This window comes from Vallitalea sp. (genome assembly GCF_025211055.1).
In the GTDB taxonomy this organism is placed as follows: domain Bacteria; phylum Bacillota; class Clostridia; order Lachnospirales; family Vallitaleaceae; genus Vallitalea.
Map to the genome: position 1 here is coordinate 121,341 of NZ_JAOARO010000077.1, position 17,174 is coordinate 138,514.

Sequence of the window (17,174 nt, forward strand, 5' to 3'; positions counted from 1 at the left end):
TCACCATCAAGGAAATTTATAAAACCTATCAAACTCTGGTTCTCTCTTTTCTTTGAAAGCATCTCTGCCTTCTTTACCTTCCTCACTAGTATAGAATAATAGTGTTGCATCACCTGCTAATTGCTGTAATCCTGCTATACCATCAGTATCAGCATTAAATGAAGATTTTAAGAACCTTAGAGCAGTAGGTGAGTGCTTCAATATTTCTTTTGCCCAATTTACAGTTTCATTTTCTAATTGGTCAAATGGTACTACTGTATTTACAAGACTCATTTGAAGTGCTTCCTTAGCAGTGTATTGTCTGCATAGATACCATATTTCTCTTGCTTTTTTATGTCCAACTATTCTAGCAAGATATCCAGCACCATATCCCCCGTCAAAGGAGCCAACTTTTGGTCCTGTTTGTCCAAATTTAGCATTCTCTGAAGCTATAGTTAAATCGCAGACTATATGTAGAACATGTCCTCCTCCAATTGCAAAACCATTTACCATTGCAATTACTGGCTTTGGTATAATCCTTATTAGATGCTGCAAGTCTAGAACATTTAATCTTGGAATCCTATCATCTCCCACATAACCTCCGTTACCTCTAACCTTCTGATCACCACCTGAACAAAATGCTTCTTTTTCTTCACCTTCACCATGATTAGCTCCAGTTAGGATAATAACTCCAATACTGCTATCTTCTCTAGCCACTGTAAATGCATCTATTAGTTCCATTACTGTTTTTGGTCTGAACGCATTTCTTACATGAGGTCTATTTATAGTAATCTTAGCGATCCCCTCATGAGTTTCGTATATAACATCTTCATAATTTCTAATTCCTTTGGTCCAATTAATCTTATTCATGTAATACCTCCATTAATTAATTTATTATAATATTTTGGTTTGTCTTATATTATGTAATAACTTATTTATTGACTGAGTTTTTTCCATATGAACATTATGTCCACTTGATTCTACCCTAACATGGTTTATATTTCTTATTAGCTCAGTTAATTCCTCACCTATAGATGTATATTTCTTATCTAATTCACCACTAATAAATGTGACACCTATATTAAGTTTATATAATTCACTTTTTAGGCAATTAATTCTACCTTGACTAAAACCTATAAGTGAGTTGGATAAGCCTTGTATATTATTACTGAGTCTAATTTTCTTTATAGCATTTCTAACATCATCCTTTAACATTTTTTGAGTTTCAAATATTGATATGTTACTCCAATAGGATTCAAACCACTCTATTCCATTATATCTTATGTCTTCAGCTAATCTACAATCACTGTAATAACGTTTATTACGCATTGATTCGTCTTCTATACCATAAGAAGATGATTCTAAGATAAGATGACTTAACTCTTCTTGATATAAAAAAGCATATGCTAAAGCTATTCGTCCTCCCATTGAGTAACCATATAAAATATACTTTGTATCAGTTATAGTATTAATAATATAGTTAATTGCTTTTACTAAATATTTTACATTATAATATTTCATATCTTTTGGCGACTGGGTTTTTCCATGTCCTATGAGGTCTATAAAAATCCTCTTATAACCTATACAATCTAAATACCTGAAAGTACTAATGTTTTCTGAGAAACCATGTAAAAACACCATAGGTATTCCATTACCTTCAACTTCTACATTGTAATTAATATCATCATATTTTATCTTCATAACCTTACCTAATATTTTTCCGTAATCAATTTATGTATTTTTTTACTTTCTTTTGAATCTATCATGACTTCTAGTAAGTTGACACCTTTTGATTCAATAGCTTTCAAAAATCTTGTCTCAAAATCTTCATAATTATTAATTAAGCTATATTTGATATTGTATAGGGTAGTTAGTCCACTGAAATCAATACCATGTTTAGTTAAAAACAAGTATTCAAAATTCCTTTCCTTACTCTGTGGCAGATATCTAAATATCCCACCGCCCCCGTTATTGATAAGTACTATAATAATATCAGCACCTTCCATTTGAGAGACTAACAGACCGTTCAAGTCATGATAGAAAGATAAATCCCCTATAAGTAAAACTGTATTCTCTGCAACCTGTGAAACACCTAGTGAAGAGGAAACAATTCCATCAATTCCATTAGCTCCTCTATTACAAAGTATCTTGATATTCTTCTTATATTTATCTCTGAAATAACTATCTACATGTCGGATTGACATACTATTAGCAACAAATAATCTAGTATCTTCCTTCATGGATTTTTCCATAATCTTTATTATATTGCCTTCAACTATAGTTTTTTCTTTTACCACATCATCTATGTTTTTGGTGTATCTTGTTTGAAGATTAATCCATTTATTAAGATAACTACAATCACTTAGGTTATAATTAATCAGGTTACAAAACTTTTGTTCACCAGATACAATATAATCTGTAATAGAAAGAGTTGAACTAACATAGCTAAACTCTGGTGCAACCTTAATATATCTAACATTCTCATTATATTTTATAAATTTATTTAAAGGTTTTGATACAAAAACATCTCCAAAGTGAATTATATAATCTACTTTTAATTCTGAATATATCTCTTCATTCTTCAATATAGAATCATATGTATATATGATATTTTTACTCTCCCTACTTCTAAAATTAGAAATAGGGTCAGCTAATATTGGAACTTTAAGTTTTTCTGATAAAGCTATTACTTCATCAAAATAATTTTGATTGGTATCAACACCACATATGATGATACCCGATTGGTACTTAGAAAAATCTACGTCTAAGCTACAATCATTACCATTATATAATTCATTAAAATTATAATTATGTTTTCTTCTACCTAGAGTAAAATCTAGTTTATCAAATTCAGGAACTAAAGGATCTCGCAATGGTACATTGATATGAACAACCCCCTTAGGTAGAGCCATAGCCATACTGTAACTTCTATCTATCACTGTCCTCACATATCTATAATATAGTTCATCATCTTTTGGTAATGCCAGTTCTTCATAATGTTTAACAAAATTATTATATATATTGTTTTGATTTATTGATTGAGGTGCACCAACATTCCTTAGTTCATGGGGTCTATCTGACGTAAGTACTATTAGTGGTATCTTAGAAGTTGCTGCTTCTGTAATAGCTGGCAAATAATTACAAGCTGCAGTACCAGAAGTACACACTAATATTACAGGTTCGCCTAATTCTTTTGCTATTCCCAGAGCGAAGAATCCAGCTGAACGTTCATCAATATTGATATATGTCTTAAAATCCCCTTCCATGAAAATCATGGATAAGGGTGTTGACCTAGACCCTGGACTAATTACTACATGTTTTATTCCTAATAAATATAATTCATCAATTAATGCTCCTATATAGTTAGTCATAAATTATCTCCTTACAAACACTCTAAAATAGTTTTAAGTTTGCCTTGTGTTTCTATATATTCTTTTTTACAATCTGAATTCTTGACTATTCCACAACCTGCATATCCATAGAGCTTATCATTTTCAATTATTCCCGATCTTATTCCAACTACAAATACACCATTACCAGATTCATCAATCACACCTATAGGTGAAGCATACATACCTCTTTCATGAGGTTCATATTTTCTTATTATTTCTAGGGCGATATCTCTTGGAGTACCTCCTAATGCAGGAGTTGGATGTAATCTATCTCTCCAAGTGATAATATCATCAGTGCTATCTGTCATAAGTTTAGTATGTAGATGATATAGATTTTTTGCTTCCAAAAGTTTTCTTTTAGAAACATATGTATTATTACCGTATTTCTCTAAGGTCTTTTTGATTGTTGATACTACCAAATCATGTTCATGGGAATTCTTTTCATCTTTTAAAAATTCTTCTCTGTTCTTAGAATCATTTTTCTTATCCTTAAGGAGAGTCCCTGCTACAGCATGACTGATTATTTTATTTTTCTTCTTTTCTAATAATATTTCTGGTGTAGCTCCTAGAAAACACTTACTACCTTTGGAATAAGCAAAAATAAAGTTCCCTGAATTATTATCAATCAATCTTTTTATAATAAATTCTTCTCTTGGTCTCTTAGATAAATCAATGATAACCTCTCTTGATAGAACAACCTTGTTAATTTTCTTTGTTAGTATTTTATCATAGCTAATACCAAATAGCTCTTTCCATTTATTATAATCTGTATTTGTAAGAGTATAATTATAATACTCTTCGTTCATTGTAGTATCAGTAAACTTTCTATCTATACCTTGATAATATAGTGTCTGTTTATTATCCTTTATCTTAAGATAATATGAAAAAGCAATGTTTTCTGATGTAAAATCATTCCATATACTATCTTTTACAGTATTAAAAAAAGTTTTTGTAGAAAAAATATATTTGTATCCGTCAAAGCTTTCGTTGTGTTTAAAAGTCTTCAACCTCTTGGCACCCATTATTATTTCTTCTTCGTTCGGGTTATAAAACAAGAATTTTTCTTCATCTTGGAAATCATTCCAAAAAGAGAATATATTATTAAGATTCAATGATTTCTCTTTATACATATAATAACCTCTCTTATACAATTAATTAAGCAATATCTCTTCCTACAGCTTTTGCTAATACTCTTAGTTCCTTAACTAGTTTCTTATAACAAAATGGTGTCAATGTCTGCTTTCCATCTGATACTGCATTCTCTGGATCTTCGCAAACTTCTATTATTAGTCCATCTGCTCCTACTGCTATGGCTGCCTTTGAAAGAGAAGATACCATCCAATCTCTTCCACAGGCATGACTTGGATCAACAATTATAGGCAGGTGACTTAATCTTTTAATAGCTACCACAGCACTTAGATCCAATGTATTTCTAGTGTAAGTTTCAAATGTTCTTATTCCTCTTTCGCATAGGATTACTTTATTATTACCATTTGCCATTATGTATTCAGCAGATAATAAAAATTCTTCTATGGTAGCAGATAAACCTCTCTTAAGCAAAATTGGTTTATGGATTTTACCTAATTCTTTCAGAAGGGCATAATTCTGCATATTTCTTGCACCTACCTGTATTATATCTGCACATTCTACAAACTGATCTATATAATCTGCTGACATTATTTCTGTAACTATGGGTAATCCTGTTTTTTTACTAGCTTCTTTTAGATACTCTAAGCCAGCAGTTCCTAATCCTTGAAAAGTATATGGTGATGTTCTAGGCTTAAAAGCTCCTCCACGTAAAAATGAAGCTCCATCCCTTTTAACTATTCTTGCTATGTCTTCTATCTGTTGTTGACTCTCTACAGAACAAGGTCCTGCAATTAATGCTATGTTTTTCCCTCCTATAGTTTTCCCTTTTATATTATAGACAGAATCCTCTGAATGAAATAATCTATTTGCCCTTTTATATGGATCTTTTATCTCTATGTATTTCTTGACTATATCTATAGATTCAATACTATATGGGTCAATTTTATGAGTATCCCCACTTAATATGAGAACCTTAGAATCTAGACCATTAACTTCATGTGCTTGTACATTTTTATGATCTAGTATTTCTAATAACTTGTTAACATCCTTATCTTTGGTTTGAGATTCTAGTACTATTATTATAATTCCTCCTATTCTCTTAACGTTCTAATTATATTATTTCTCCTTCTTCAAATTCTTTAATTGCTTCATAAAACATAATTCCTTTGTTATTCATTTTTTTTATAAAACTATCCTCAGAGATGATATCCGCAACATAATATACGCCACATTCATTTTTATTTTGTATAATATTCATTATTATTTCTATGATATTGGCACCTATAATACCTGATATATCATTTCCAGCTCCGTTATATAGAATCTTACCTTCAATTTCTATTTTATTATTGTCTTTTATACCTTCACAGGTTATATAAATCATAGTAAAGTCATTATGATTTATATCTCCAACAAATTTCCCCGTCATTTTTTTTGCTAATATATCTTTACCTAGTCTTTTACTATCTTTTATTATTAACATAGCATTTTCAATATCCTCTTTATTATAGAAAGTATTATAAAAATATGCTTCATCTATATTATTATTCTGGCACATTTTTTCAAACTCTACATTAATTATAGGATAACAATATCTGCTCCCTGCTGGTTCTGGGAGATTATACTTTTGTATTATATTGTTGTGTAGACTTGTAATGCATCCTCTATTGATATATTTCATCCCTTTACCAACTTTATTCCGGATTCCGCATATGTAATCATATGCGGAACTAAACGATAATTTTCCTTGAGTAGTAAAATATAATTTTAGACTATTTACAAGGTCAAAATATTTTTTGATGATATACATAGGATATATCTCTGTTAATCCTGGATAAACTCCACAAGCTATGATGAACAATAATCTTTTGGATTTTATTATGCTTTCCTTATTTTTTAATAAATCATAGAGTTTCTCTCCTCCAGAAACATCTACATAATGTACTCCTTGTTCAATACATGCTAAACCAACTTTATCTAATATAATTTCACTGGGTCCTGAGCAATTCATAACTATATTGCATCTACTGCAAAAATCTTCAAGCTGTACTTTATTATTAATATCAACTTGTACATATTCTTTTATAGAATCAGAAATATCAAACATCTTTTCTAATTTATCCTTGTCTCGAGACCCTAAAAGTAATTCATAATCTGTATATTCTATAAGAGTCTTAACAGCTTTTTTTCCAACACTGCCTGTTGCACCTAAAATACCTACAATATTTTTTCTCATATTCAAGCTACTATTGTTATATTTCTCCTTCTTCATACTCTTCATCATCCTTGCTTAATTCCTTATCAATAAAACTGGTTAATAATTCTATTGTAGGATTATCAAAAATATCTTTTAATGCTATATTGATATTTTCCTCTTTAAAAACATTTATTACTTGAATAGCTAATAATGAATCTCCTCCTAGTTCAAAGAAATTATCATCAATGCCTATCTCATCATATTTTAAAATATTACACCATATACGAGCGATTTCTTTTTCTCTATCATTAGTAGGATATCTCTTTTCACCCATAAAAGTCATATTAGATTTTTCATTCATCTCTTTTATCTTTGCTCTATCTATTTTCCCATTATTGGATAAAGGGAATCTATCTAGTACAACAAACTTCTTAGGTATCATATAATCAGTCAGCTTATGACTTAATAGTTCCTTTATCCTTTCTTGGTTAAAAGAATAATAAGTATCTTTTGCTTCTGCTATGAAGAAATTATCCATATTGTACACTCTCTTATAACTACTGTCTTTTAATAGTTCTATCCATCTGGATGCTGATAAAAATGGTAGTTTGATCTCTTTACGCTCATCCATAAGATCTTTATATCCATCTTCAAAGAAAGCTGTTGTATTAAGAATCAATTTATTATTTTCTGTAGGTTCAACAAATAATAGATATCCTCCCGGTTCTATCATATCATTAAGGTATTTTACTGTTTTTTCTATATTATCTGCTCTATGAAGGCAATTGTCTGCAATTATGATATGGTATCTTTCATCTTCATAGTCTTGTTCTCTGGCTGATTTATTCATATCAAATAATCTGTATTCTATGCTTATATCTTTTAGACTTTCTTTTTTCTTATTCAAGAAAAAGTTGGATTCATCTGAATAAGTATATTCTATATTAGTTCCAAAACCTTCTACCAAGTCTTTTGTGATATTAGAAGCCCTACTTCCTATTTCCAATACCTTAACTTTCTTGTCATTTGAATGGTTTTTTAATAGCTTATCAAAAACATTCAACATAAGCTTTTTATTATAATCTGTGGTTAGATTATATCTATTAAGATATTCTGGTGTTAGAAATACTTCTTTTTCCTCTAACAATAACTCTAATGGTTCTATCTCACCTCGTAATATCATATTATAAGTCTTAATATCACGTCTAATTTTATTAATTAGGTCTAATGCTTTTGTATAGATGTCCTCGTTTGATTTAATATATCCAGCATTAGGCTTTATAGGAATTTTTACTAATATCATGCTATCGCAATAATATTTATTATCTTTTATATAAATAATACTTTCATCTATTAACATGTCTAACCAACTGTTAATAAGGGTTTTGTATCTATCTATATAACCTGCTCTTTCCATTATTTCATCTATAGTATATTCCTTAAATGCTTCATTAAATATTCCTGCCTCAAAAAAGGCTCTACATATACCATAAATGCTAGCATAATCGGTAAACTTACGAAATTCATCTAAGATTCTATGATAATTAGGAGTCTTAATATTACTGTCTATACTAGTTATATACTTACTTAATTCATTCCAATGATATAGATCATCTACAGATTCCACTTTCACTTCATCATATATCCTGTTATCATCTTCTATTATTATATTAGCTATTAGGTACCCTACACCTAAGTCTTTAGAATCCATAAGAGTTACTACACTATCTCTAATACCATCTATACCACTAATTGCTGATTCAATCTCTCCTAATTCAACACGGTATCCGTTTATCTTGACCTGTAGGTCTTCTCGTCCAAGAAACTCTATATTTCCATCAGGGAAGTATCTTGCCATATCACCTGTATAATATAATCGTTCACCTTTTTCTGAATGATATATGAACCTTTCTTTTGTTTTTTCTTCGTCATTCCAGTAACCTCTTGCAAGACCTTCTCCAGCAATATATAATCTACCTTCGACCCAGTTAGGACAATCCTCCATTAGTTCATTCAAGATATGATATCTCTGATTAGTAAGGGGCTTTCCATAAGGTATACTTTTCCACTTATCATTAATATCTTCCACCATAAATATATTTGACCAAATAGAAGCTTCTGTTGCTCCTCCCAGACCTGCTACAACAGCATTTTCAAATCTAGCTTTTATTTTACTTGGTAGATTAAGAGGTATCCAGTCTCCACTTAACAGTACTAACCTAAGATTAGTATTATTTATAAGCTTATTATCATAATCATATTCAATAAGCATCTGCATAAATGCAGGAACAGTATTCCATACAGTTATATTGTTCTCATCTAATAGGTCAATCCAATAATCAGGTTCTTTTGCTTTTGTACTTTCAGGTATAATAACGGCTCCTCCACAGGATAACATTCCAAATATATCATATACTGATAAATCAAAATTAAGGTTTGATAATGCTATTGTTCTATCATTATGACCTATATTAAAACGTTTATTTATATCTAATATAGTGTTAACTGCACTTTTATGATCTATGACAACTCCTTTTGGTACTCCTGTTGAACCAGATGTATATATTACATAGGCTAAATCATTAGGTTTTGTCTCGTCTATATAATCATCTATGGTTTCATCAGATATCACAACTTCATCAATAGATAGTTTTATTGTTCCTTCTATATCTAACTCTTTATATAGAACAGATTGGGTCAAAATAATGTTAGTATCAGCTTCTTTTAATATGACTCTCATTCTATCTACTGAATTACTAGAATCAATAGGTAAATAAGCAGCTTTTGCCATCATTACACCTAGAACCGCTGGAATCTGTTCCCAACCCTTGTTCATAACTATCGCAATTAGGCTCTTATTATCAATGTTTTTTTCTTCGATATATCTTTTTATTTCATATGCATACAAAAATACTTCCTTATATGTTAGTGTTTTCTCATCATTAATGGTAGCTATATAATCAGGATGTTCCTTGACTTGTTTTAGAAACAAGCTTATTAATGTTTCAGTAGCCAAAGGAGCTTTTGTATTATTTGCTTCTATTCTTGACTGGTCTAAAATACTAATTAGATTACAAGTATTATCTGTCCACATATCTTTATTAACTGCCAAATCAGCTAATAATTTTTCATAGGCTGACATTATTTCATTAACCAATCCATCAGGAAAAATCCTATCAATTACATCCCAGAAAAGATATAGATTACCTTCCTTTTCTGCTACTTGATGATCTAGCCATACTTGTGGTGTCTCTGACATATTATATTTTATTTTTGGAAAATCCTTACTTACCTGATCCCCTTCTAAGCTTATCCCTAGACCACTCGTAAATACTATTGGCATAATAGGTGATGAATTATCTTTGTACCCAAGCTTACTGTATTCTCTCTGTACCTCAACACCACAAAAATATGGATGGTCAAGATTTTGCCATAATTTCTTTTGTATATTTTTACATCTTTCTAAGAATGTTATGCCATTTGTTCTGTCTACTGACAACATAACGAGAGAAGTAAAGTCCCCTATAATATCATTTATCCTATCGTGAACGGGTAATCTATTAAACCTAGTTAAGTTAATTGTAAAATTTTGTGTCTTGCTGAACCTTCCTATTACTTCTGAAAATGCAGTCAATAAAATGGCTGAAGGTGTAATATTTTCTTTCTTCCCTATAGATTTAATTCTATTCCACCTATCACTGACTAATATGGATTCATAATGATTGAATCTGGCTGATTCAAGAAAATCCGGACTATTTTTAATAGGTATTTCTGGTGCAGGAGGCATAATCTTAATTTCATTCAACCAGTAATTTTTATCATTTTCATATAATGAAGTTTCCTTTATTTTCTGTAAAGCCAATACATAATCTCTAAAGGAAAGGTGTATTTCTGGAAGTTTAAAATCCATATCTGCATATAAATTCTTCAATTGTTCCATGAATAATGAAATACTCCATCCATCAAATATAATATTGTCAAAATTCATATGTAGTCTTATCTTATCATCGTAATAGGTTGCATTAATATCAAACAAAGGCCATTTATCTATTGATAAAGTTGTGTGAGAAATCTCTTCTCTTATCTCATCCAATTTTTTATTGATATTAGAAGCACCTCTTAAATCTGTAGTTTTGATATGATAATCAGGTACTTTTTCAAGTATTACCTGTTTATGTTCTTCTGGTATAATAACAGCTCTTAACATATCATGGTATCTAATTAATACATTCAAGGCATTCTCTAACTTACGTATATCAATTGTACTTCCTTCTAATTCATAATAATAGTGAGTAGATACATTTCCCAGAGTATACAGACCACTACGTCCTATTAGATAAGCCTGTTGTATTTCTGTTAATGGGAATGGTTCATATCTCATCTTATCATTTATTTCAATGTATTTTACCAGTTCTTTGTTTTCTTGGTAAGTTTCTTCTATATCATTATTGTCTAAAGCCTTTTCTATGTAAAGTATCTGTTTTTCAAAAACTGGCCTTGTAAATATTTCTTCTAGGGATAACCTTACATTTAATTTCTCAGAAACTAATACACTTAATCTAGTTGCAAGAAGTGAATCTCCTCCCAAAGCAAAATAGTTATCCAAGGTACTTACCCTATCTACTTGTAGTATTTCACTCCATATCTTGGCTAAGGATATTTCTAATGGTGTTTTGGGTAATATACACTCCTTAACATCATCTTCTTCTATATTCATCTGGGTCAAACTCTTAATATCTACTTTTCCATTAGATGTTATAGGCATTTTGGGGATAATTTTAAATGAAGTAGGTACCATATAGTGTGGTAGTTTATCTTCCAAGTAATCTAATAGTTTCTTAGTATCTAATGTTAAATCCTTATTTCCCAATACTAAGAAAGATACTAGATATTTACCGTTTAAGTTGTTTATAGGTATTACAACACTATCTTTTATGTTATGAAATTTATTTATTGCTATTTCAATCTCTGTTAATTCAATTCTATGACCTCTTATCTTCACTTGAAAATCTTCTCTTCCAAGAAATTCTATATTACCATCTGATAGATAACGTCCTAAGTCACCTGTCTTATACCAACGCTCACCACCCCACATAACAAAACTGTTCTTTGTCAACTGTTCCTCATTAACATACCCTCTTGCTACTCCATCTCCACCAATCCATAATTCTCCAGCTACATAGTCTGGACAATCTCTTCCTTGTTTGTCAACAACTCTGAATTTCTGATTGGTTAATGGCTTACCATAAGGTATTGACTTCCACTCATCAGGTATAGGTAATGTTACCTCATAATGATTAGACCATATGGAAGCTTCTGTTGCACCACCTAAGCTAACCATAGATGAATTAACAGCAATCTCTTTCAACTTCTTGGGTAAATTAAGACCAATCCAATCTCCTGAAAGTAAAGCTAGTCTAATAGTTGGCATATTGATGTGTTTACTCTCTGCCATCAATAACAGCATATCCAACAGTGCTGGAACAGAATTCCAAAGAGTTATATTATACTTGTTTATTAATTTAACCCACTTCTCAGCATCTCTATAAGATTCTTCTTTAATCAATACTACAGTTCCACCAACACTTAGTAAGCCGAATATATCAAACACAGATAAATCAAATGCAACTGAAGAAACATTTAATATTATGTCATTTTCTTCTATGTCATACCTATTAATAATATCTGTTATAGTATTTAAAGCATTAAAATGAGTTATCTCAATACCTTTTGGCTCACCAGTTGAACCAGAAGTAAATATTATATATGCCAGATTACTATTATCTATTTCATTAATCTGTGAAATTGGTAGTCTTTTTTCTTTTTTCCCTTCTTCTATATCTAATATCTTGATGGAAGAATCTAGGTACTCACTTCCTTCTAACTTCTTATTGATTAATAGATGTTTTACATTTGCTTTTTTATACATTACATTTTGTCTAACTATAGGTTGGTCGGCAGCAACCGGAACATAATGTCCACCAATAGATACAATTGCCATTATAGCAATAATCTGGTCTACTCCCCGCTCCATAGTCATTCCTACTGCCATTTTTTCTTTTATCCCTTGCTTCCTAAGATAATTAGCAACTTTTAGAGTATCATTAAGTAATTCTCCATATGTATACTGTTTGCCTGTATTTGTATCTATTACTCCTATTTTATCTGGACTTATTGAGGCATACTTGAAAAATGAAGTATATAGGTTATCTCCTAACTGCAAAGAATTTTTTTTATTTATTTCGTCTCTTATCTTTATCTGTTTTTCTGGAATTAAGTGGGATGTACCATTCCATATATCATCATAAGCTCCTAATTGTTCTAATAGTAAGGTAAACCTGTTAAACATATCATCTAGCATATTTTTAGGAAACAAATCTTCTACAGAATCCCATATAAGTAAAACCCCGTCTTCATAATTGAAAATCTGTAGATCAATCCACACTTGGGGAGTTTGGGATATCATATATGTTATTTCACCAAAAATATCTCGAAACTCATTATTTATAAGTGGCTCACCTAAGTTACAGGAAAATACTACTGGTGCGAAATTTTTCTGCTCTTTATGTAATTTTGCTAAATCACGTTGAATTGCAACTCCTGAGTAAGCAGAATATTTCATGTTATTATGAAATTGTTCTTGTATCTTTTTAGCTGATGAAATAAATGATTCTTCATTAGTAAAATCCATCTGTATAAGTAGTAGATTAGTAAAATCTGCTACTACATTCTCTAGTTCTTTATCTAAACAATCTCTATTAAAAAGAGGAATATTCATCAAAAACTTATCATTACTACTCCATCTTTCAATTATCTTTGCGTAAGCTGTTAAAAATATCATTGCAGGGGTTAATCCATATCCTGCTGACTTACGTTTTATTCCTTCCCAATAGGATTTATTTAAAAAGTATTCATGCCTTTTGAATTTGACGTCTTCTATTTCTTCTGGTTTTTTCCCTAAAGGTAAAGAAGGTGGTCCCTGTAATGTATCTAATATACTATCCCAATATTTTTTTGCTTCATTTTTTGTTACTAACTGTTCTTTCTCAAACTTCTTAAGATATCTACCAAAACTCCAGTTTTTTGGAGCTTTTGGCATCTGATTTCTATTGTAGATGGCTACTAGATCTCTTAGTATTATCTGAAAGCTCTGGACATCTGCAACAAGTAAATCTATATCAAAATGAATTCTTGTGTTATTATCAGGCAATATACTTATCTCCATACCAGTTACTTTACCATTTTTAATATCCAAAAGTCTGTGAGCCATTCTTTTTCGTATCTTTTCAAGCTCAAGAGATATAATATCTTCTGTCAAGTCTTTCAAATTATGTATAACTATTCTTCTTTTCTCTGGCTCTTTAATTATTTTTTGTTTTCCATTACTAGTGTATTTTACTCTAAGCATAAGATGATGAGATATCAATATATTCCATGCATCTTCTAATTTCTCTGGTATTACATTTCTCCCATCAATTTCTAGATATCCATGACAACCTACACCACCTAATATCTGATGTTTTTCCCTTCCTATCCAATAAGCGTATTGTACATCTGTAAGAGAAAACTCTTCTTCTATATATTCTATATTCTTATTATTTTGTTTTTTTTCATTTAATTGATTCTTACTATCTATGCTAATTTTATTCTTATTAATTAATTCATACCATTTATCTAGATATGGTTTTGATATAAGATCTACGAAAGTTATTCTTACACCTTTTCTACGCCATACATTAGCCAATCTCATTATTTGCAACGAACTTAGTCCAAGCTCTAGTAAATTCTGAGAAGCAGAGAAATCTATTGGTTCACCTAACATCTTATTAATATCTTCTTTTATATTATCATAACTATATATAATATCATTCATAGCATACCTCCTCGTATTACTCTAGCATCTTCTTTAGTGTTACTTTATCCACTTTACCCACATTAGTTCGAGGTAAAAAGTCAATTACTTTTATCTTATCAGGCATTCTATATGTAGCTACTCCTTCATTCCTCAAAAATTCATTTATATCTGTAAAGTTTATATCATAATTATCTGTAGTTATAAAAGCACAAATAGCTTGTCCAAGATTTTTATCAGGCATAGGAACTACTGCTACATCTTTAATGTCTTTATATTTTCTTAGATAACCCTCTAGCTCAGCCGGAACAATTTTCTCTCCTGCCCTATTTATAATTTCTATAATACGTCCTCCCAACTGTATGTTGCCTTCTTTAGTGAATCTTGCTCTATCACCTGTACGGAAAAAGCCATCATCCGTAAATGCCTTATCATTTAATTCTGGCGAATTATAGTATCCAGTAAATGTATATGGTCCTTTTTCAAGTAATTCACCATATTCACCATCTTTTACTTCTTCTCCATTCTCATCAACTATTTTTACCTCATCACCATCTGAAATTGGGCTTCCTTGACAAGTAAAAGCAATTTCTACAGGATCATCAAGATAAGTAAAGCAGGTTAAGCCTTCACCTAATCCATATCCTTGCTGAATCTTGCACCCCATTGTCTCTGATAATCTTTCTGCTGTATCATATTCTATTTTGGTTGCACCTACTATTACCGATTTGATGCTTGAAAAATTAGCACTCTCTCCCCACATAACAGCATCTAACCATACTTCTCCTATAGCTGGTACCAATGCCATTACTGTTACCTGCTCCCTTTCTATCATAGGAAATACTTCGTCTGGGCTTGATGTTTTACAAAGTACTACTTTTCCTCCTGATAATAGAGTACCTAAGACCCCTGGACTACAAAATGGAAAATCATGTGCTATTGGTAAAAAAGCAAGATAAACACTTGTCTCATCTAATCCACATCTAACAGCACTGGCTTTGGCATTATACATATATGCTGAATGAATCTTAGGTATTAGTTTCGGCTTTCCAGTAGTTGTTCCTCCTGATAATAAGAATAGTGCAGTTTCTTTATAAGAAGGTTCATCTTCAATATCAATAGATTCTCTGAACAAGTCATTAAGGTTGATGAAATCTCCTATTTTTCCATCTGTTATAATTAATTTTAAAGAAGGATATTTCTTGCCCATTTTTTCTGCCATAACCAAATAATCAAATCCTAAGAAATCAGTAGGTATGATATAAGCTACAGGCTTAGCAATATTAAATACTCCATTAAGTTCTGATTCTCTGTGGGCTGGCAATGAAAATACAGGTATTGCACCTATACGAAATAGTGCAAAACATGTTATCACAAAAGTAATTGAATTAGGTAGTTGAACTACAACATTATCCCCTTTTCTTATTCCTATTTCATAGAATCCTGCTGCTAATTCATAGACTTTTTGATTTAACTCCCTATAAGTTATTCTTTTCTCTTCTTCAACTAATGCTGTCTTATCGCCATATTTTTCTCCCCAATTTTCAAGATGTTCTCCAATTGTAAGAGGCTCATAATATCCCTGCTTTTCATATGTATCATAGATATCATTAAAATTCATCATAATACCCCTTCCTCATAATAATCTTTTTGGAATTCCAAAATGTATTCAAAATTAGCTAACTTATATATCTCATTTAAAATTAATCCGCTCTCTAGGCATATATCAATAAATTCTTTTTTAGTTCTCTCTTTTCCTCCACACATTGACCAAATATGTAGATCATTCATATACAAATATAGATTCTTTTTCTCAATCTTTTCTGGAATTATCTTTTCAATTATAAGAAGTCTTGAATGTTCATCCATATTGTTTTTTACATTTTTCAAAATATTTATAGCATCTTCGTCTTCCCAATCATGAATGATTCTAGATAAAATAAATATATCTCCTTCAATATTTAATCCTGTAAAAAAATCCCCTGAAACAAATATACATCTATCAGCAAGTTCATATTGTCTAATGTTATGTTCTGCTTCCTTCCTAACATGCTCCAGATCAATTATTGTTCCTGAACTATTATGATAATACATTAAAAATTTACTTATAATATCTCCAGCTCCTCCTCCAAGATCAACAATCTTTAGTTTATCATCTTTATTATGTTGTTGTTCTAAGTATGGATTTAGATTCATATTCTTGCTTGAGCTTCTCATCATCAGATTAAAGTTATCAAATTTATTATCATCTAAAACTTGAGCATCAAAAAAATCATTTTCACTTAATAATTTGAATGGGTATATATTTTTTATTAATGCCTCATACATATATGACCAACATGTCATACACTCTCTACCATTGAATAAAACAAATCCTTTTAACGACTTTTGGTCATATTCGGATAATCTTTGACCTAATTTAGTTAAACTTAGTAATTCATCTTTTTCATTAATAAAACTATTAGCTACTAATGGTCTAATTAACCTATATGTCTTATCTCTTGGTATGTTTATTTTCTTACTCAAATCATTAATACTTATATTTTCATTATATAAATAATCAAATATATTAAGTTCACATGCAACATACATTAGATAAGCAGTATAATAGCCTTGTATCTTAGATATAATGATATTTTCTTCTAATTCCATAATAGTCTCCTTC

The 17,174-nt window shown here is 30.4% G+C and carries 9 protein-coding genes; all 9 read right to left on the reverse strand.

Annotated elements, in window-relative coordinates; translation table 11 throughout:
* Positions 1-6: 6 nt before the first annotated feature.
* Genes menB through N4A55_RS11165 form a run of 9 tightly spaced genes read right to left on the reverse strand, consistent with a single transcriptional unit; the run spans position 7 to position 17,161 of the window.
* Positions 7-849 carry a 1,4-dihydroxy-2-naphthoyl-CoA synthase gene (gene menB / locus N4A55_RS11125; RefSeq protein ID WP_293756234.1) on the reverse strand — a complete coding sequence of 281 codons (843 nt, stop codon included), beginning with the start codon at positions 847-849 and terminating at the stop codon, positions 7-9.
* A 24-nt stretch (positions 850-873) separates the two neighbouring features.
* Complete coding sequence (gene menH / locus N4A55_RS11130; protein ID WP_293756236.1) at positions 874-1,680, reverse strand: 2-succinyl-6-hydroxy-2,4-cyclohexadiene-1-carboxylate synthase; 807 nt, start codon at positions 1,678-1,680, stop codon at positions 874-876.
* 8 nt (positions 1,681-1,688) lie between these two features.
* Positions 1,689-3,350, reverse strand: a complete 1,662-nt coding sequence (gene menD, locus N4A55_RS11135) for a 2-succinyl-5-enolpyruvyl-6-hydroxy-3-cyclohexene-1-carboxylic-acid synthase (RefSeq protein ID WP_293756239.1) — start codon at positions 3,348-3,350, stop codon at positions 1,689-1,691.
* 11 nt (positions 3,351-3,361) lie between these two features.
* Entirely contained in the window at positions 3,362-4,501 is a 1,140-nt protein-coding gene (locus N4A55_RS11140) for an isochorismate synthase (RefSeq protein WP_293756242.1), read from the reverse strand.
* 25 nt (positions 4,502-4,526) lie between these two features.
* Positions 4,527-5,555, reverse strand: coding sequence for a 3-deoxy-7-phosphoheptulonate synthase (gene aroF, locus N4A55_RS11145; protein WP_330666385.1), 1,029 nt, complete (start codon positions 5,553-5,555; stop codon positions 4,527-4,529).
* Positions 5,556-5,571: 16 nt separating this feature from the next.
* Entirely contained in the window at positions 5,572-6,732 is a 1,161-nt protein-coding gene (locus tag N4A55_RS11150; protein WP_293756245.1) for a saccharopine dehydrogenase NADP-binding domain-containing protein, read from the reverse strand.
* Positions 6,713-14,530 carry a non-ribosomal peptide synthetase gene (locus N4A55_RS11155; RefSeq protein WP_293756248.1) on the reverse strand — a complete coding sequence of 2,606 codons (7,818 nt, stop codon included), beginning with the start codon at positions 14,528-14,530 and terminating at the stop codon, positions 6,713-6,715. Before N4A55_RS11155 ends, N4A55_RS11150 begins: the two co-directional genes overlap by 20 nt.
* Positions 14,531-14,546: 16 nt before the next feature.
* Entirely contained in the window at positions 14,547-16,133 is a 1,587-nt protein-coding gene (locus N4A55_RS11160) for a (2,3-dihydroxybenzoyl)adenylate synthase (RefSeq protein ID WP_293756251.1), read from the reverse strand.
* On the reverse strand, positions 16,130-17,161 hold the full coding sequence (locus tag N4A55_RS11165; protein WP_293756253.1) for a methyltransferase: 1,032 nt from the start codon (positions 17,159-17,161) through the stop codon (positions 16,130-16,132). The genes N4A55_RS11160 and N4A55_RS11165 overlap by 4 nt, the downstream gene beginning before the upstream one ends.
* Positions 17,162-17,174: the final 13 nt, after the last annotated feature.